The sequence below is a fragment of the Janthinobacterium sp. HH102 genome, assembly GCF_001758625.2.
In the GTDB taxonomy this organism is placed as follows: Bacteria; Pseudomonadota; Gammaproteobacteria; order Burkholderiales; family Burkholderiaceae_D; genus Janthinobacterium.
In genome coordinates, this window is sequence record NZ_CP062063.1 from 95,897 (window position 1) to 114,116 (window position 18,220).

An 18,220-nucleotide genomic window follows, 5' to 3' on the forward strand; every position below is an offset into this window, starting at 1 on the left:
CCCTTAAGATTTTTCGACCAGATTGGCCAGTTCAGAAAATAAGATCTCAATGTCGGCTGAGGATGTTTGCGTTTTGTTGCTATCCAACAACGAAAGGCCTTTAGCAACGGCTTTCTCCGTCCGTTGAGCAGCATCGGCAGCCTGCTCTGGAGTCGATCCAAGGGAGACTTCCAAATCGACCAGTTCATCTTTAGTCGTGTCTCTCAAACCAATCACCTCCGGCCCCATCCGCTCCACCAACTCAGCCTCAACCTTCGTACGAGATAATGCTTCGAGGCCCGCGCGCATTTGCTCAGGGCCTTGAGGTGGAAGTGTAGGACCTGAACCCAAGTTGACTGAAGACGTGGTTGCAACTAAGGAGGGTTCAATCTCGACGGCTACCTCAACATCTGGCTCATTCCCAACGTCCATCACCAAGAGCATGTCTTCGTCCTGATCACCCAACTCGATATCGTGATGGCTTTCGGAATCCGGCGCCTCGCTGTCTATAACACCTTGCAGGAGCCCTTCCACCGACTCAGGACCTGAAGGCAACGTGGGATTACCCATTTCGTCACCGAACACATCCTCCTTCGGGCGACGGATGATCGGTGGCGAAACGCGCATAACTTCGTCAAATGGATCGAATCCCATCAGCGTAACCTCACCGTCTACGTCCGCCATGCCGGAAGCCATAGTACCGACGTCGGCTTCGAGCTCGGCAGATAGCTCCGCCAGATCGAAATCATCGCCATTTGCCCCCGAACTTATGGCATCCAACTCGGCGGCCACCTCGGCAGCCGGATCGAGGGCGCCACCTGAAAACATTCCAGCGGACCCATGGACCACAGCCGGACCGCCAGTTTGTCCAGCTATCGAGTTATCCGTCGATGCTCCGACCGGCTGGGTTACTGGAGGTCGACTACCCCCCCCCGAACCGCCGCCTAAGAGTGACGCCCCAGCACGAGCGTTATGTAAGGCCTGCACACCCGCTTGATACAACACAATCCCCCTTTCAATCGGTGGCGTGTGAGGATTCATACCCGCCGCAGCCCGCGAAATGCTCTGGATAATGTCGCTGGTAACAAGCTCGGGATAACTCGGGGGTGTACCGCCCTCCAAAATTCCACGAATCTTTTCCATCACCCACTTATCTGCATTCGGCGCCAGCTCGACGGTACTGGTCAGCATCGTAGTCTCGCCCAGGTCGTGTATCTGCAAAAACCGGTTCAGTCGCGGATATCGAACTCGAGGCACCTCTGGCGATGGATAAAACGTTCGCATCACATGTGCGCGCTCACGGTAGGCAAAAGTTGCGAAGCCGGAAGCAAGCTCTTCAAGTACCTTGCGCCCAATGCGTGGTCGTTTTTCAATTTTGTAATTTATATCGCGACGTACGCCGCCAAACAACGAATCAGTATCTCGATCAAAACCTGCTACGACGGCTACGTCAGCTTCCCCGAGGGTTTTTTGCGCCATATCGTGGGTTTTGTCCGACCCCACGATTTTCATGAAGAATTTTGTCGCCTGGTTGGCCATCATGGCTCCGGCCTCAGCAGCACGGTCGCCCTCGGTAAGTTTCTCCAAATCCTGGGCCAGCGCGCAGAGGAAAAAATTGAGAGAGCGAGCTTGAGCCGCTGTTAGCGCAATACCCTCAGCGAATTGATAGGCAAATTCATCAAGAAACAATGCAAAAGGGGTCGCCGATGCAGTAATTTTTGCGTCGACATTTTGAAACACATCGCCCTCGATCGACGATCCCAATGCCCTTGCCATCATGACGCGCAAGAGAGCCAGGTTCAACTTACCCAGACTTTCCTGCTCTTGCGCGCCCTTTTCCAGGGAAGGAATGAGGGAAACACAGATGCGATTATTGACAACCACATCTTGCATATCAACCTCCGGATGCTTTCGCTTAAAAATGTGGCCGTAAGTGTCGATCAACAACGACAGCGCCGGATAGACTTGGTCCGCACGGTAGCCATGTTGGTTGTAACACTCATTTGTCTGGGTCGTCGGCGGTTTCTTTGCCGGCGCAGGAGCGCGACCGAAGGCCTGGCCAAGTGCTGCAGCCTCATCCTCCGCCTCCTCTTGTAAGCAGCCGTGCTTGCGCAGCATGTTTTGCAGCTGAAAGCCGGGTAACCCAACCTCGAGGTATGATTTAACCCCCAGAAATGGCGTCGGCCAGGCGCCTCCATTCGCAAGCTTCCATCCCTCAACATACAGTTCTTCGATCTTATCCAACGCCAGATACTCACGCATGGTTTCGATTGAAAGAGTCAGCTCGCCCAGATCACGTTTGTGGGTTAGCGCGCGACAGATACCCCGGAACAAGTTCAGCCCCCGGTCCTGCCATGTCTTCGAGTCGCCCGAGGCCTTCACCATAATGTTCGACGTCATCTGAACAAGGGTGTCAGCATCCGCCGCCGTAGCTGGCTGAAGTCCGTTGGAGAGGCGCTCACGCATGTTGGCAATCTGAGTAGGCGACAGGCCACCCAGAAGGTAATTCACCACCAGGAAGTCGTAGTCTCGTGCGAACATTCGAACTTGAGAATACATGTCAGTTGGCAATTTATTGTCGGCTTTAGCGTCCGCAACGAAAAACCCACTCGCCCAGCACAGAACGCAAAAGGTCATACCTTTTAGAAATTCTGACTTCCCGGAGCCCGTCGTTCCAAGCACCAGCATATGCCGAGTAAGATCATCAGCGGATAGGAAGACTTGCTTGCCGCGCTCATATGGATCCTGCGCATCAATAACGCCAAAATACATGATGCCAGTGGGCTGCATCGGTTGGTCAGTACCCGGATGGAGTAGCCCAGGATCAGGGACCTTGCTCCACGCCGGATAGCGCATTGGCAGGTATTGTGAAGACTTTTGGTATTCGTCGACAAATGCAAGGATCGCGAAGAAGAGGACAGGCAGCGCAAATGGAAAGATCAAGCACAATATTCCCAACCCAGCCATCACTTTACAAAAATTGGTGGGATATACCATCCAATCCTTGAACAATTGTGCGTTCGTCCGAACATCCACGATTATCTGCCGCGAAGTAACCTCTTGGCCCCCCTCAATCGTCGTATAGCGGCCGTGTTTCATTTGCTACCCTCTTCATGTAGGGTTTCATTGAGTGCGTCAACCTGCACACCTGCAGCAGCTTGTCGGGCGCCGATATACTGTCCCAATGGCAAGATCATTGGATCGACGACACTCGACACGAGCTTCATGTGATCTATCTTGTGCGCTATAGCGGTGTCAGTAAGCAGCTCGTACACGCGCGCAGGGTGCGCGCTGATAAAGCGCGTGTCACGGGATTTACTCGCCAGTTCCGCGGCCTTGGTCGTACCTTCAGCGACCCATCGAACAGCCATGGCCACCACGTCCTCCACAGTAATCGTGTGCCCATGTTTTTCACGCATAACCACAGCAGGTGCTAAGAGCGCGGACCAGATCATGGCAACCCTGCGCTGGTTACCGAGGTCATCCATATGGGGAACACCAACGCAAAACATCCGCATCATCTCGCTAGCGATCCCATCTGGATCGAGGCTCGCGACAGCCTTGTCAAATTTGACGCCCACGGCATGCACGTTTGCAGAAATATCGCCTGTCCCAAGTGATTTCTTTGCGCTCTTCTTCGAAGGGGCTTCCATCAACTGCCTCATCGATTGGTACCCTTTTACAACAGCGCTTTGATAGGACAGCAGCAGGTCTGCGCTTAACTTAGCGCCTTCCGGCGCACATGCGCTTGGGAGATATGCAGGCCGGAGCGTTCGTGACGCCACGTTCACAAGCCAACCAGAGGAGGCAGAAAAGAGCTTATTAATGCTCATTTAGCGACCCAACTTGCGATTTCCTCGGCCGAGTGCGGATCACCTGCGAATACCTGTCCATCCGATCTCATCAATGTCGGGGTCGCGCGAAGGCCTGCACGAGCGAACAACGAGGTGTTGGAATCCGCGAAGGAGGCCCCGTACTCGCATTGCGCCGCGATATTCATGTCAGTGGGCTGCAGGGACATCAAATTTTTCCAGCGCTCGGCAGCATCATTTGCAGTAGGAGCGCACGCTGTATAGGCGACCAGTGGCCTCGATCCATGCTTAAATGAGACGGGGATCACAGTTACCCCCACATTGGCCGGTAGCACAGGGATTATTTTTTGCTCGAGGTCGCGGCAATTCGGGCATAAGGGGTCGGACCAAACTATCAGACTCTTTCCCCCTGCACCAACCGCTCGTACCGTGATTTTCGACGCCTGACCCAACGCTTCTTTGATGGGCATCGGATTCTCTTGCCCCTCTGCGGACGCCTGCGCTATGGCTGCGGACGACATGCCCGCTGCTTCGATCGGAGTGAGTTGCGTCAAGGCAGAAGAAGTTGCTGATATTTTGAGCGGATTTTCAACTGGTTCCGCACCATACTGCTGCTTGACGCCGGACAGCCCCTGGATAACAGCATATGCAACGAGCAAGGCCGCCAGGATCGCTGTTCGGCCATTCAACTTGAAGCTGAGGCCACGTGAGGTCTTATGCAACGCACTATCAATATCAGTACGGACTGCTTCGCGCATTGACATTGGCCACTCGCTCCCAAGCATACTGATGGTCTCCTCAGCACCACCGTAGCGCGCAACGATACAACAAAGTCCCTGGGCGTCATTCACCATGCTCATCTGCCGCACGTCGTCACCCGAGATACGGCACATCTTGGTCTGAATCACGCGACCGAACAGAACATGAGGAAGCCACGGGCGCTCTACATATCGGAGTGAAAGTGTCACCATCCCGTTGCTGTATGAAATACTAGTGCGGTACCTTCCTCGACCATCTGGATGCGTATGCATTGGTACGCCTGGTTGGGTGCTGTGTAAAACAGCTTGCTTAGTAGCCATATCGTTCATTACTGCTCCTCATCTTTTGGGAATGCGGCCTTTGCGCCGGCCATTAGTTTCGTCATTTGTGCATCCTCGAACTCACGCCGCGCGATGGCTTGGCCAGCATCGAATTCCGTCTCCTCACCTGGCTTGGGTCCTCCATTCATTGCCGAGCCAAGCAAGTCCACCACGTGCTCGCGAAATAACTCAGTGTCCAAGCGTGCCTGCTCCTGGGTCATACGGCCCCATAACGTCTCTAGGGTTTCTCCGGGGTTCGCTGAACGCCAGAAGTTGTATTCGTCCTCAAAGCTTTTGAGAGAAGCCACCACCACAGGGAGAATCGATATTCTGTTCTGCCTTTGGCACTTCTGCTCATGTTCCCAATGCTCATGAGCGCCGGCGCACTCGGTAAAAGCTGCGCGCTGACGCCCAACACTGTTGAGGGCTGCGTATAGTGAATTAGCATTGGGACGAAGCCAGCCAACGAACTCCGCGGTGGTAACCTTTCCGGCCCGCTTACACAGCTTGTATACCTGCATAAGGTAGGTCACTGAAAAGTGATGCGAGCGCCAGAGATTATTGAGGAGAGGGTGAGCACGATACTTTCGATACTGTTCATTTGCCAAACGCAAATCTGGCGTCTGAGTGGCGTTCACCGCTGAGTAATTCAGCTTATCCAGAAGGTCTCTGAACTCGGCAAGCCCTTCCTTACCATGTACAGCTGCCGGCGCCAGTAGTGCAAATATTGCCTTCTCCCAGTTATTTAAACGGTCGGCGAAAATTGTGTCAGACTTGTCGATACCTGGTCGATAGACGCGGGTACCCAACTGCGTCAAGAGATAATGTTCAGCCTTCTCTTGGTCGAGATCTCCATTTTCTTTGGCCAAGCCAAAAAGCTTTACAACTTCATCGGGATGCCAAGCTTCATGGAAACGTGGGTCTTCGTTCTTATGGAGTTCCTTTGCAATCGGGACAATAGGTGCGATCGCGGAATGGATCTGTGCCTGGTAACGCAACAGTGCATCGACACTCAGACGACCGCGTAATCCACCCTTCTTTTTTCCAATTGGATGTTTTGCCGCTGACCATGCCATTCTGAAAGCGATTGCAGCCATGATCAGTGCTGGGATTCGCCAAGCGTTGCTGGTCCACTCATAGAATTTGCCGACTGATGGCGGCCGCACCACATCCTGCATGATCTGCAGTCGGTAGGCATGGACAGCATCAATCTTGTCGAGCGGCCAAAGCATGTGATACGCCATCTTCCCAGCCCCATAGAACAGGCTTTCACCCATGGCGAACCATAGAATGACAAATACTGCACATATGAGCAGTGGGATGATAAATATTCCGGAGACATCGGCATTGGGGGTTTGCGAGTTACGCGCCATTAGAACTTCCCTTTCACGGTCATTTGCTTGTAGGCGCCGAAAACTAAGCCGATGTATTTGATATGGTGCTTGGGGGTTCGAGAGTGGTAGTTTCCGATGCCCTTCCAGAGGTCTCCACCAGCTTGATTTATCTCGGTACGCAGCGCAAAACCAAGCGCGCGTACGGCCTGACACATATCGTGGATAAGTGCTTCGCGCGGGATTTTGTACTTTACAGTCAGCACCTTCGCCCAGCTGTCCGTATTAAACTGGGATGGGCCGAGATCATCAGACCCGTTCGTATTTCTGCTGATGATTCCGGTTCGCCCATTGCTCTCTACTTTCAAAATTGATAGCAGCAACAAAGGGTTCAAGTTGTATGTTCGCGCAGTGCCCACGATGCAGTGGGGAGGTATCCGGTCAGGCACCTGCACCTGATACTGACCTGCTCGTTCAGTTAGCTGGGAAGTCTGCTCATCGCGAGACTCGGGCGTCACCAGTGCGCGTGCAATTCGTTCATCAGCGCTCTCAGGAATGGCGTAGCCAGGCGCGGGCATACGTATAGCCGGCATAGGTGGCAGCGGTGGTGTGTTTTCTATCACGACCATGGCTTAGTCCAGGAACCAAAAAGAACGACGCCAGATCCACATTTTCGCTCGACCAATGAGCTGCCCAAAGCTCCACAGCGCGCGCTCTTCCAACTGGGTGTAAAGGCATGCTGTCTTGACACAAGTGGCGCTCAGGTAAAGTGTGGCCGCACTTCCAAAAACGAATGGGCGGAATCCAAACCGGTAAGTCAAGCCGATCGTAATGACAAGGGTAAAAATCAAAAGGCAAAACCGGATTGCATGCGCACGCCCCAGGGCTCGCATCTTTTCGGCTATCACGTCATCGGTAAAGCCTAGCTGGCCCGCCATGTACTCAAAACGTTCGTGCTCTTCCAAGCCGAGTACGATTTCCCGCCCCTTTTGCTCCAGCTCATAACGTTCGAGCTCAAGCCCGTGCATATCTTCTGCTCGCGGAGTATTGCCACGACGCGCCATGTCGGCTATACGAGAAACGGAATCCTTAGTGCTGATCAGTTTTCGCCACGCATACACTGGGAGGATCGCCCAGATAATCCCCTTTCCAACCTTGCGGGCGGCATCACGAATATTCATTCCAGGCCCCCCCCGAATTGCTGTTGATACTGCCTGACATCCTGGGTAATCCGTCGAATTTTTGCCGGCGCCAAAAGGCTGGACAACCCAACTGCACGTAGCACCCTGGCAAGCATCGCCTTGGTACAAGGCATGTGGTTGAGTAGTCCAACATCCTTCTTAACGATCGCTTTGATCAAAGCTCGAACCTCCTGGGCATGTAGGTTATCGATCAAGCAAGCATCAATTACACCCACGGCCAATGTCAGGCGGTCATTGACCGGCGCATTGGATAGTTGTTGGATAAGCACCTCGCAATGACTCAGGATGCTAAGCACCTCCTCGTCAGTTCCACGATACGGTGCCTGATAAATGACCTCGAACTGGCGAGACCCCAGCAGTGCCACGACATGCGGCTCTGACATGCTATTGATCACATTCATGACCGGATCAGGCCGTGCAACGACAGCGGCTGACATCGAAATTGGATTTTGGGTCATCGTGGAAAGCATTTATGGAAAGCGATTAGGGGTTGAAATATTAATTCAAAACAACATTTGTGCTACATTGTATCTATAATACGTGACAGAATACAAGAATTGCTATGTCACAAACTTCAGTTATTTCCCTTTTTTCCATGACAGCAACGCAAGCCCCCTTTCGACCGACCGTCGCTTCCCGCACAGAACTGCTCTGCCGCCCGCTCGTTGCAATGGCGGCGCGCGGGTTCGATCCCGCTTGTTTATTGGAAATGCAAGTCACGGCATTCCGTCATACAGCACAGTTTTTTCAACACCTCACATCCGCAGGTAAAGATAATGCCGGCGCCGACCTCCAAGCTTTGGTCGACCGGAATCTAGGTGGTACTGGTCAGGCTGACGCTGAATACACGCCGGGGCACATCGCCGCTTACATGGTCACAAAGGCATTCTTGACGCAGTTTCCGCAGCGCGACGCGATGTTTAACGTGAGCGCAATCAAATTAGTTGAGCCTGCTACGGCCCCCCGAAATTACTGGCTTGCCGTCAACCTCACAAATTTGTTGAGCGAATCCGAACGTCTGGCAATGACAACCCCAATATTTGCTTCGGAAATCTCCACACTGGTCGAAGAGACCTTGGCCTCGTCGTCGGAGATCGGTGATCTGTTTGCAACATTGCAAGTATCGTCCGCCCCATTCAATGAAATGACAGCCGATGAACAGCCAGACGAAAGTGATCGTGCTGGTATCAACAATTGCTGACCTATGACGATATTGAACTCCACTTTCGGTTTTATTGACTACTACATTGGCAACAAACGAACACGCATTGCCTGTCAGTTTTTTCAGTCTGGCAAAAATATGCGGGCCCGACTGAACGGCTGTGGCACTAGTCCGGTCATCACGGCAGTCTCGGTTTGGATGAGGCCTGAGATTCTTGGCTCATTCCAGACCGTTCTTTCCCGTTACCAAACAGAGATCCCCATGGTTGTAGCAGCTGACGAGTTCTGGCGAGAATGCTTGGCCGAAGGTTGTGGAGCACTAATGTTATTCCAGGTCGCCCACAACATGCGTCTATACGGGACGTCTGTTATCGAGGGCATCAATGCGGCTTCCAAGTTGACCCGCGACCTGTGGGAGAGCGAATCTGCGTCTGTCAGTTCAATGAGCCAGTTTTTCATCGCTTCCCCCAATCAATATGAGGCAAGTGCCCGGTCAGAGCACTTGCCAATCAATGATCGCAAGTTGCCCCTTTATTGCCCAGAGCATATTTCATGAGCATCACGGAAAGCACCATTAGAGTTGCTGAAGAAGAAGCGCAACATGAGAAGAAGCGCTTCAGGAGCATGTGGGGACAATTATTTGGCGACGCAGCAGTACAAGTATTTTTTGCAGACAGTGAACTCAATGCTCGCGTCTATACCCTTGACGGTGATTCTGGCTACAAGGTGCAGCACAAGAAGGTGGGTGGTACTCACCCCGTCAATGCACCGGAGGATCTCGCCAACCAGCGGCTGGCATTCCCAAAGAAGGCCCGTAGAGGAGAAAATCATGGACGAGCCCAACTGGAATCAAAAGACGTGTTGGCCATCCGCGCATGGGCGGCTGAACTAACTTCACGCAAAGAGACGCCGGGATGGACGGCAAAAGCAAAAGAATTGAACGTAAGTGAGGGGACCCTGCGAGATATTGTCTCTCGTCGCACGTGGTCGCATGTTCACTGAAGGTGGCCCGTACCAGGTTGTTCCATGCCAACATCGGCAGACAATTGCAGGCGAAACAGAACGCGTCTTGCCGCACATACTTTCACCAGCCCATTCCGAAACGACAGTTCAGCATAGCGAAGTAGCATAATGCGCGATATATCGCCACGCGGGGTTCGCACCATTTCGGACGGCGACCGGCCTGTAGCCAGTTCACGTCGCAAGCGGCGCATGGAACGCCGAAGACTCAAGAGGTTCTTTATCTCGACCGCTATCACACGGCGATTGGCTGAAAAGGGCTTCTGGGACTTCATACAATACATGAGTTACGACGAGTTAGAGGCAAGAAATTAGTCGAAATAGAACGGGGGGAATCCAATTTTTCGTTGAGCCAAAGTGACCCAGGGAACCTGCGTTTTACGAAGCACCCAGAAAAATACAGAAGGTCGTTCTATTCAAATGAGAGGACAATGCTCCGGCAATAGAGAACAAAAATTCCACCCGATGGGATTCGAGGCCACCAGGTGGAAACATCTTGCCTATCTCAGAGCCGCTATTTGTTAGCTTGGATTGCAGCCGTAGATCAACTTTGTATTAATGTTGCCAGTTGTAAATGACCATGTCTTGTCGATTGCATTGGTGCCGCTGGTACCGACAAAGCGTACGGTGTACTGCGTGGCCAATTTCAACGGTTTGAACGGAATGATGTACGCGGAATTAGTACGTGCTTGGCTTGGATTGACGTCCGAAGAAGCCGTCGAAAGCTGCACGGATACCGGAACGTTACCCGCTGTTTCCACCATGGTGAACGAGGTCGTTCCGAGAACCAGTCCGTTACGGATTTGGATCGATGCAGGATACCCTGCACACGCACCACCATTTGCAGGGATGGGATTAGGCGACTCGCCCGCGAAGCCATACATAACATCCTTTGCCTGATCCAATGGCCAGACTCCCACCCAACTCGCGTTTGGCAATTGTGATTTGTCGGAAAAAGCCACAGCGGAGTTCAAGACCACTGTATGGTTCTTCCCACCTTCTCCTACAAACACCGCAGAAGCATCCGCAATGCCGATTTCCTTACTGCTATCGAGCAAGCTAAACCGATGGTAAGGTCCCGACATCAGCCCATTTACCGCCACCACGCCTGGGTCGCTCTGTACGCCATCCACCGAGATAAACGTTGTCAGTACCTCGCCGGTTGTGGCAGCCGTGTAACCAGCATAGGCAATTCGATCGGAAGGGTTCACACCCGTAAATCCGGATTTGGATGCGTCCTCCAGGTGACCAACATTTGCAAAGTCTTGTGCCCCCCAGCGAGCGGAGACGTATGCTGCATGATTAGCAGCCGATTGATCGAGCTTAGCATTTTGAGCGAGCAGGCCTACGCCGTATGCCTGGCGTGCACCATTCAAAGTATTGTAAGCGCTGCTCAAAACGGAATTAGGAGCATAAGTTGCCGCTGCCACCGTCGTTTGCAGCGGGTTGGCATCCACAACCGGCGGAGTCACTACAGGTGGGACAACGACAGGAGGTACAGGAACGGCACCGGAATCTCCTCCGCCACCACCGCCACAAGCGGACAAAAGCGCGGCAACTGCGATCATGCTAGTGGATGCGATCTTTTTCATTTCTTCCCTTTCAGTGAGATTAATGTTGCTGATGGGAATCATCATACATTATTAGTGGCGGGTAGCCACTAGTTTTTTACATTTATTTTTGGTAGTCCTTCACTATTCTTTCAATTACTTGACCAATGTTGCTTAAACACCACGTTTCCTTCATGGCAGCTAGCTGATCGCGAGTATCTTTTGTTACATGGGCCTTGAGGTCAACCAAACCATCGTCTTCCCGTCTCGCTCGACTTTTCAACTTTGAGCGCTTTTCTATTTCGGCTCTGGTTTCTCCGCTCGGTGCAGGCCCCCTCTTGCCACTTTTTTTAAATGGCGGCTCTGTTTTCGTAGTCATAAAATACCTTCGTTCCGACAAAAAAATTGAGGTTGCTTATGGATGCCCGTGACAATTCTTCAGATCCATCAGCTATGTCGATCGACAGCGTGACGCCTTCGCGGGATCCATTCACAGTTTCCGCGCCACAATAACATTTCCCACCTTTTTCAAACAGCTATTCATCGGCCCTCCAGGTCCCTGCAGCAGAACACCAACAACACGCTCGCACCGCGGTGGCCAGCACCAGGTCGACGCCGTGCACCAGTTGCTGCCCGGCGCCTGGCCGGTGCCACAACGTTCCTGCAGCTCATCATCACCCTGCCCCTCGCTGGCGCCGCCGGCGCGCCGCGCGCGGCCGCCGCAGTGGCCAGCATCACGTCGACGGCGTGCTCCAGCTGCTGCACGGCGCCTGGCCGGCGCCATCACGTTCCTGCAGCTGATCACCGGCCGGGAACACGCCGGCGCCGCCGGCGCGCCGCGCGCGGCCGCCGCGGTGGCCAGCACCACGTCGATGTCGCGCACCTGCTGCTGCACGGCGCCTAGCCGGCGCCATCACGTTCCTGCAGCTGATCACCGGCCGGGCCCACGCCGGCGCGCCGCGCGCGGCCGCTGCAGTGGCCAACACCACGTCGACGGCGTACACAAGCTGCTGGCCAGCGCCTGGCCGGCGCCACCTTGTTCCTGGAGCGGATCATCGGCCGGGAACACGCCGGCGCCGCCGGCGCGCCGCGCGCGGCCGCCGCGGTGGCCAGCACCACGTCGATGTCGCGCACCTGCTGCTGCACGGCGCCTAGCCGGCGCCATCCACTTCCTGCAGCTGATCACCGGCCGGGACCACGCCGGCGCCGCCCGCGCGCCGCGCGCGGCCGCTGCAGTGGCCAACACCACGTCGACGGCGTGCTCCAACTGCTGCACGGCGCCTGGCCGGCGCCATCCACTTCCTGCAGCTGATCACCGGCCGGGACCACGCCGGCGCCGCCGGCGCGCCGCGCTCGAGCACTGCGGTGGCCAGCACCACGTCGACGGCATACACAAGCTGCTGGCCAGCGCCTGGCCGGCGCCACCTTGTTCCTGGAGCGGATCATCGGCCGGGAACACGCCGGCGCCGCCGGCGCGCCGCGCGCGGCCGCTGCAGTGGCCAACACCACGTCGACGGCGTGCTCCAACTGCTGCACGGCGCCTGGCCGGCGCCATCCACTTCCTGCAGCTGATCACCGGCCGGGACCACGCCGGCGCCGCCGGCGCGCCGCGCTCGAGCACTGCGGTGGCCAGCACCACGTCGACGGCATACACAAGCTGCTGGCCAGCGCCTGGCCGGCGCCACCTTGTTCCTGGAGCGGATCATCGGCCGGGAACACGCCGGCGCCGCCGGCGCGCCGCGCGCGGCCGCTGCAGTGGCCAACACCACGTCGACGGCGTACACAAGCTGCTGGCCAGCGCCTGGCCGGCGCCACCTTGTTCCTGGAGCGGATCATCGGCCGGGAACACGCCGGCGCCGCCGGCGCGCCGCGCGCGGCCGCCGCGGTGGCCAGCACCACGTCGATGTCGCGCACCTGCTGCTGCACGGCGCCTAGCCGGCGCCATCACGTTCCTGCAGCTGATCACCGGCCGGGACCACGCCGGCGCCGCCCGCGCGCCGCGCGCGGCCGCTGCAGTGGCCAACACCACGTCGACGGCGTGCTCCAACTGCTGCACGGCGCCTGGCCGGCGCCATCCACTTCCTGCAGCTGATCACCGGCCGGGACCACGCCGGCGCCGCCGGCGCGCCGCGCTCGAGCACTGCGGTGGCCAGCACCACGTCGACGGCATACACAAGCTGCTGGCCAGCGCCTGGCCGGCGCCACCTTGTTCCTGGAGCGGATCATCGGCCGGGAACACGCCGGCGCCGCCGGCGCGCCGCGCGCGGCCGCTGCAGTGGCCAACACCACGTCGACGGCGTGCTCCAACTGCTGCACGGCGCCTGGCCGGCGCCATCCACTTCCTGCAGCAGATCACCGGCCGGGACCACGCCGGCGCCGCCGGCGCGCCGCGCTCGAGCACTGCGGTGGCCAGCACCACGTCGACGGCATACACAAGCTGCTGGCCAGCGCCTGGCCGGCGCCACCTTGTTCCTGGAGCGGATCATCGGCCGGGAACACGCCGGCGCCGCCGGCGCGCCGCGCGCGGCCGCTGCAGTGGCCAACACCACGTCGACGGCGTACACAAGCTGCTGGCCAGCGCCTGGCCGGCGCCACAACGTTCCTGCAGCTCATCATCACCCTGCCCCTCGCTGGCGCCGCCGGCGCGCCGCGCGCGGCCGCCGCAGTGGCCAGCATCACGTCGACGGCGTGCTCCAGCTGCTGCACGGCGCCTGGCCGGCGCCATCACGTTCCTGCAGCTGATCACCGGCCGGGAACACGCCGGCGCCGCCGGCGCGCCGCGCGCGGCCGCCGCGGTGGCCAGCACCACGTCGATGTCGCGCACCTGCTGCTGCACGGCGCCTAGCCGGCGCCATCACGTTCCTGCAGCTGATCACCGGCCGGGCCCACGCCGGCGCGCCGCGCGCGGCCGCTGCAGTGGCCAACACCACGTCGACGGCGTACACAAGCTGCTGGCCAGCGCCTGGCCGGCGCCATCACGTTTCTCCAGCTGCTCTCCGGCCGGATCCGCTCGGGCGCCGCCAGCGCGCCGAGCGCGGCCGCCGCGGGCCAGCACCACGTCGACGGCGTGCACCAGCTGCTGTACGGCGCCTGGCCGGCGCCACCACGTTCCTGCAGCTGATCACCGGCAGGATCCTCGCCGGCGCCGCCGGCGCGCCGCGCGCGGCCGCCGACGGCCAGCACCACGTCGATGTCGCGCACCTGCTGCTGCCCGGCGCCAGGCCGGCGCCACCACGTTCCTGCTGCGGATCTCCGGCCGGACCCACGCCTGCGCCACCGGCGCGCCGCGAGCGGCCACCGCAGTGGCCAATCAAGGGTTAATAGCGCTTATCAGATGCAGCTCTACCGCGTATCCATCAAACAAATAGAAAGAGCCCGAATACTTCTATTCGGGCTCATGCAATTACTTCAATTTAACCGAAGTTCTAATCGTAGCAAAAACCTCTATATGGACAGGCCTGCCCCTTCAACCAGGTCGCCCCGAGAATCATTTTGATCGACCATACTTGTGCTGGATTTGTTCTACTACGGATATTCAACGTAAATTGCAAACTCGAATCCGACGGAGACGAGTAATCCTGGCTATCTCCCGGGTGCCCTGAGATTTCTCGACGAGCGTTCACCCAAGAGCACGCTAATGTTTGAGTGGTAATGTTCTGCCATACTGCACATCTAGGGTCATTGGAGTCACCACGAACACTACCAGTTTGCCTGTACATATCTGTCAACCTAATTTCAAAATCTGCGGGATTCGTTCCCGGAAGAAAAAGGCTACCATAGGCGTCCTTCGTCGTACAAAACTTCCATTGCTCTTGGGCTGACCATCCCGGCGTATCCTCATTGCCACAGTTAGTTCTTCCAATGCGCCATCTGCCATCCGCATATATTTGCAATTGGGCTTCGGCAGATGCTCCAACTTCATGAATCACTGCGGGCAATGAAGCCAAATTTGGAGCAAACGATGTACAACTCGGGTAGTTGCTTGCCCCGTTAGCGCAGGTCGGAAAAACATTACACATGGGGTAATTACTTGCGCCATTACCGCAGGTGGGCGGGACAGTACAGGCCGAATAATCCCATTCAGCATAATTGGTTGAACCAGTACATACGTTCGTAGTCACCGAGCGATAAGCCGTCCCTTCGTAGCCTGGTTGGCATGAACCACTACTGGTGGATGTGGTCGCGCATGGCCGACACTCCCCTGTTGCATTCCAATACTCCGAAGGTGCACAGCGTGAAACGCAAGAAGGATTCCCATAGAAATCGTGCACCACTTTTTCCGATGCCGGGCATACAGGATCGTTTGCAACACAATGGGCAATTCCGGTTCCCGCGGTCGACCAACGCATCCCAGCAGCACAGGACTTTGCGATTGGTGACGACAGGCACATATCGGGGCTCTGTATGCAGGTCGCGATGTTTGCACCTGTTCCACGACCCGATTGGGTTGTTTGCGCTTGCGAGGATAGTAGGAATAATGCCAAACCTAATCCTAAAATAAACTGTTTCATTCATTTTTTCCCTTCATCTGTGATTCGATAGAACTTGGATCCGCAAACCCTTTTTCAGGTAACCCATTTTTTTCACTGTCATTTGGTTCATCCTCACAAACCAATTTATCGGGGTCATCGCGGGTGTTTTTTCTACCATTTTCACAAGTTCTATCGTTTTTTACGCAGTGCGCCTTTCCGCTGCCGGCACCAGACCAGTGCCTGCCTGGACCGCAACCTCGTGCGACCGGCGCGGTTAAACAGACATCAGGCGAGATCCCGCAGTCAACCTCAATGGGCTTCGAGTTAGGGACCAATTCAAATTGCATTGGTTGTGCTGCCGACACCAACGAGGAGACCGCAAATCCCACACTGAAAATGTACTTTTTGTTAATTTGCATACTTTGGCCTGGTTACGGGTATTTGCACTCGAGATACATGACTGCTTGCAGGTTATATACGTTCGCTGATGTCTGCGTTCCCACATCGTCAATCAACTTGTAGGAGACTGTCCAAGCGGCTCCAGGCCCCCCGCTCGCTGTTAAGCTAGATACTTGCTTGGGCGGAGCTGAACTAACATCCACTGCAGTTTGAACCATGCTAAAACGAAAGGTCGGTATGCCACCAGCATCGCATTGAGGATGCTGCACGACAGATCCATCCATCACAGCTTGCCGGCCTATTTCCACAAACTTACCAATCGCATTCGACAACGATATGTAGGTCGATCCCCGGCACAGCACAGCTTCTCCGTTGCCGGAAGTCGTTGCCAACGCACCAGGTTGACTACAGGGGGCGCCTTTATCTGCGATAGGGCCAGTATGGACACGCCATAACCCTGAACGGCATACCAAAACGGTACCGTCCGCCGCCGTTGCGATCGCATTGGGATCAGGGCAAGTACTTAACGGGGCTTGATTCGAGGTCATCAAGTAGTTCGCCGATACCTTCCCCGTCGTGGTCGTGATGTTGCCACTTTGAGTTGTGATGGAGCCCGAGTTCGATGAAATATTTCCTGTCAAGGTCGAAATATGACTACTCGCTTCCAGAGTCGAAACGTCAACGATTGGGTTCCCGCCTAAGCGAAGCCGTCCGCTCATGGCCCTTGATCCGTCCCGCGGTAGGAGATGTTCAAGGCCGTTGTAAGCACCGGAACCATAACCGGCTCTCATTACCAGAATCCCTGGGACATTGCCACTTGGATTTACTTCCGCCCAGGTACCCGCAGGGCCAGTTAGAACCGTGCCGGCACCAACCTTTGAGGACGCTGCGTCCAGTCCAATCTTGTTGGCGATACTGCCAACACGGCTTCCATCAGCAAACCCAGTTGCCGAATCAATAAGCGGTAAGGTCGAAGCGATAATTCCTGTAACGTCAGTGCAGCTCACGCCTGGAGTACAGCCAGCCGGGAGTAACCCTAGACTCACGGTATATGTCATCCCAAGCTGATTGGCCAAGTTGTAACCTAAAGGGATATAGGGATTTTCTGCCGGATTTGCTTGCAACTGTTCCAACGTGGGAGACAGTGCAACAGGAAAGCCAGGAATCGCTGGCGCGGCGTTACTGATGAGGGTGAGCCGATAATCACTGATGAATTTATTTACACCTGCCTGCACCAACTTGCCATGCTGAGCAACAGAAGTGTCCGTTTCTTCGATCTGTCGAGCAACCTGCATTCGATTCCAGATAAGCAGCACCGCACCAGACACGGCAAGCATCACTAGGACCTCGACCAGGCCAAATCCTTTTTGACGCCGAGTAAGCTCTGGGAGAGGAGCTCGCAACTTGCTGTTCTTTTTGATCACTTTCACTCTCTCGACATATAAAAAGGTAAGCGATGAGTGCATAGAGCACTTCATCGCCTCCGTAATTACGCAAACACTTATTGCGGTGGCAACGAGCGTGTGAAGGTGGCAACGATAGTCTGGTTATCTTGCGTCGCCGTAGCAGAACAGAGGGAGCCTTTCGTCGCCGTGTCGAGAAGGCCGCGCAGCGCCTTCACTGAGGTTCCGTTCACCGTCATCAACCATGCAGATTGATTCAGCCGGTTCGCTACTTCATTGCACATTTCATTTGACAGCGCCGGGAACGAAAGAGAGTAGCCGTCATTCTGACCACCGACGATGACCGATGCTGGTGCGCACGCGATCTGACTATTCGGCTCTGCGTTGTAGTAAACGACAGGAGTTGCGGGATTGGTGCGATCGACACGGAAAGATGTTCCGGAAAACACACTATTGTTTGCCAGGACCGCACAGGTCAACCCGGTAAAAACAGCCGGATAGACCTTCGGCGCTTGCTGATGAACCGTTGTGACGCTGGTGGATAGCGATTGGGAGTTGGTGTCAACTTCAGCGCTGCGCTTCAACCTGATGACGCCATAGACCGCAAAGCCAATAAGCGCCAACACGCCGATAAGTTCGATGAGCGTAAATCCTCGTTGACGTGTGCGACGAAGAGCTGGGATACGAATGTAGGTTGTCATTACTGAAAATCCTTGAGGGTTAAAAATTGAATTTGAAGCAAGCAAATGTCTGTGCAATTCACTTGTTTCGTTGTATGCACATAAAATAGCACACGAGCAACTACAGTGCAA

The 18,220-nt window shown here is 55.8% G+C and carries 20 protein-coding genes; 6 read left to right on the top strand and 14 right to left on the bottom strand.

Going from position 1 to position 18,220, the window contains the following annotated elements; all coding sequences use genetic code 11:
- Window positions 1-3: 3 nt before the first annotated feature.
- The 7 genes from JAB4_RS29210 to JAB4_RS29240 are packed head-to-tail and all read right to left on the bottom strand — an operon-like array spanning window position 4 to window position 7,804.
- Complete coding sequence (locus tag JAB4_RS29210; RefSeq protein ID WP_070225092.1) at window positions 4-3,078, bottom strand: TraM recognition domain-containing protein; 3,075 nt, start codon at window positions 3,076-3,078, stop codon at window positions 4-6.
- Window positions 3,075-3,812, bottom strand: coding sequence for a hypothetical protein (locus JAB4_RS29215; RefSeq protein WP_070308547.1), 738 nt, complete (start codon window positions 3,810-3,812; stop codon window positions 3,075-3,077). The genes JAB4_RS29210 and JAB4_RS29215 overlap by 4 nt, the downstream gene beginning before the upstream one ends.
- The gene (locus tag JAB4_RS29220) at window positions 3,809-4,879 is read right to left on the bottom strand and encodes a thioredoxin fold domain-containing protein (RefSeq protein ID WP_139143877.1); all 1,071 of its coding nucleotides are present in this window, start codon (window positions 4,877-4,879) and stop codon (window positions 3,809-3,811) included. Before JAB4_RS29220 ends, JAB4_RS29215 begins: the two co-directional genes overlap by 4 nt.
- Window positions 4,879-6,243, bottom strand: a complete 1,365-nt coding sequence (locus JAB4_RS29225; RefSeq protein WP_070225089.1) for a hypothetical protein — start codon at window positions 6,241-6,243, stop codon at window positions 4,879-4,881. Before JAB4_RS29225 ends, JAB4_RS29220 begins: the two co-directional genes overlap by 1 nt.
- Window positions 6,243-6,830 carry a lytic transglycosylase domain-containing protein gene (locus tag JAB4_RS29230; RefSeq protein WP_139143878.1) on the bottom strand — a complete coding sequence of 196 codons (588 nt, stop codon included), beginning with the start codon at window positions 6,828-6,830 and terminating at the stop codon, window positions 6,243-6,245. Before JAB4_RS29230 ends, JAB4_RS29225 begins: the two co-directional genes overlap by 1 nt.
- A gap of 3 nt (window positions 6,831-6,833) precedes the next feature.
- Entirely contained in the window at window positions 6,834-7,382 is a 549-nt protein-coding gene (locus JAB4_RS29235; protein WP_070225088.1) for a hypothetical protein, read from the bottom strand.
- Window positions 7,379-7,804 (bottom strand): hypothetical protein, encoded by a 426-nt coding sequence (locus JAB4_RS29240; protein WP_139143879.1) that lies wholly within the window; start codon window positions 7,802-7,804, stop codon window positions 7,379-7,381. Before JAB4_RS29240 ends, JAB4_RS29235 begins: the two co-directional genes overlap by 4 nt.
- 161 nt (window positions 7,805-7,965) lie before the next feature.
- On the opposite strand from JAB4_RS29240, the gene JAB4_RS29245 reads away from it, so the two are divergent.
- Genes JAB4_RS29245 through JAB4_RS29255 form a run of 3 tightly spaced genes read left to right on the top strand, consistent with a single transcriptional unit; the run spans window position 7,966 to window position 9,566 of the window.
- A complete protein-coding gene (locus JAB4_RS29245) occupies window positions 7,966-8,604 on the top strand; it encodes a hypothetical protein (RefSeq protein ID WP_139143880.1) in 639 nt (212 codons plus the stop codon).
- A gap of 3 nt (window positions 8,605-8,607) precedes the next feature.
- Complete coding sequence (locus JAB4_RS29250; RefSeq protein WP_139143881.1) at window positions 8,608-9,120, top strand: hypothetical protein; 513 nt, start codon at window positions 8,608-8,610, stop codon at window positions 9,118-9,120.
- Window positions 9,117-9,566 carry a hypothetical protein gene (locus JAB4_RS29255; RefSeq protein WP_139143882.1) on the top strand — a complete coding sequence of 150 codons (450 nt, stop codon included), beginning with the start codon at window positions 9,117-9,119 and terminating at the stop codon, window positions 9,564-9,566. The genes JAB4_RS29250 and JAB4_RS29255 overlap by 4 nt, the downstream gene beginning before the upstream one ends.
- Before the next feature lie 539 nt (window positions 9,567-10,105).
- Here the strand turns inward: JAB4_RS29255 and JAB4_RS29260 are convergent.
- The 3 genes from JAB4_RS29260 to JAB4_RS30850 all read right to left on the bottom strand — a co-directional run bounded on the left by JAB4_RS29260 (window position 10,106) and on the right by JAB4_RS30850 (window position 12,048).
- The gene (locus tag JAB4_RS29260; protein WP_083287442.1) at window positions 10,106-11,221 is read right to left on the bottom strand and encodes a CAP domain-containing protein; all 1,116 of its coding nucleotides are present in this window, start codon (window positions 11,219-11,221) and stop codon (window positions 10,106-10,108) included.
- A 37-nt stretch (window positions 11,222-11,258) separates the two neighbouring features.
- Entirely contained in the window at window positions 11,259-11,513 is a 255-nt protein-coding gene (locus JAB4_RS29265) for a hypothetical protein (protein WP_139143883.1), read from the bottom strand.
- A gap of 355 nt (window positions 11,514-11,868) precedes the next feature.
- Complete coding sequence (locus tag JAB4_RS30850; RefSeq protein ID WP_139143884.1) at window positions 11,869-12,048, bottom strand: hypothetical protein; 180 nt, start codon at window positions 12,046-12,048, stop codon at window positions 11,869-11,871.
- A 122-nt stretch (window positions 12,049-12,170) separates the two neighbouring features.
- Between JAB4_RS30850 and JAB4_RS29270 the strand changes: the two genes are divergently transcribed.
- The 3 genes from JAB4_RS29270 to JAB4_RS29280 all read left to right on the top strand — a co-directional run bounded on the left by JAB4_RS29270 (window position 12,171) and on the right by JAB4_RS29280 (window position 13,979).
- Window positions 12,171-12,446 carry a hypothetical protein gene (locus tag JAB4_RS29270; RefSeq protein WP_193725218.1) on the top strand — a complete coding sequence of 92 codons (276 nt, stop codon included), beginning with the start codon at window positions 12,171-12,173 and terminating at the stop codon, window positions 12,444-12,446.
- Between the two features lie 114 nt (window positions 12,447-12,560).
- Complete coding sequence (locus JAB4_RS29275) at window positions 12,561-13,226, top strand: hypothetical protein (protein ID WP_193725219.1); 666 nt, start codon at window positions 12,561-12,563, stop codon at window positions 13,224-13,226.
- 114 nt (window positions 13,227-13,340) lie between these two features.
- Complete coding sequence (locus tag JAB4_RS29280) at window positions 13,341-13,979, top strand: hypothetical protein (RefSeq protein ID WP_193725220.1); 639 nt, start codon at window positions 13,341-13,343, stop codon at window positions 13,977-13,979.
- Here JAB4_RS29280 and JAB4_RS29285 read toward each other — a convergent pair.
- The 4 genes from JAB4_RS29285 to JAB4_RS29300 form a co-directional block, all read right to left on the bottom strand.
- On the bottom strand, window positions 13,976-14,335 hold the full coding sequence (locus tag JAB4_RS29285) for a hypothetical protein (RefSeq protein ID WP_193725221.1): 360 nt from the start codon (window positions 14,333-14,335) through the stop codon (window positions 13,976-13,978). The genes JAB4_RS29280 and JAB4_RS29285 overlap by 4 nt on opposite strands.
- A 1,306-nt stretch (window positions 14,336-15,641) precedes the next feature.
- Window positions 15,642-16,025, bottom strand: coding sequence for a hypothetical protein (locus JAB4_RS29290; RefSeq protein ID WP_139143885.1), 384 nt, complete (start codon window positions 16,023-16,025; stop codon window positions 15,642-15,644).
- Between the two features lie 12 nt (window positions 16,026-16,037).
- On the bottom strand, window positions 16,038-17,471 hold the full coding sequence (locus JAB4_RS29295; protein ID WP_139143886.1) for a prepilin-type N-terminal cleavage/methylation domain-containing protein: 1,434 nt from the start codon (window positions 17,469-17,471) through the stop codon (window positions 16,038-16,040).
- Between the two features lie 35 nt (window positions 17,472-17,506).
- The gene (locus JAB4_RS29300) at window positions 17,507-18,109 is read right to left on the bottom strand and encodes a type II secretion system protein (protein ID WP_071650309.1); all 603 of its coding nucleotides are present in this window, start codon (window positions 18,107-18,109) and stop codon (window positions 17,507-17,509) included.
- Between the last annotated feature and the right edge of the window lie 111 nt (window positions 18,110-18,220).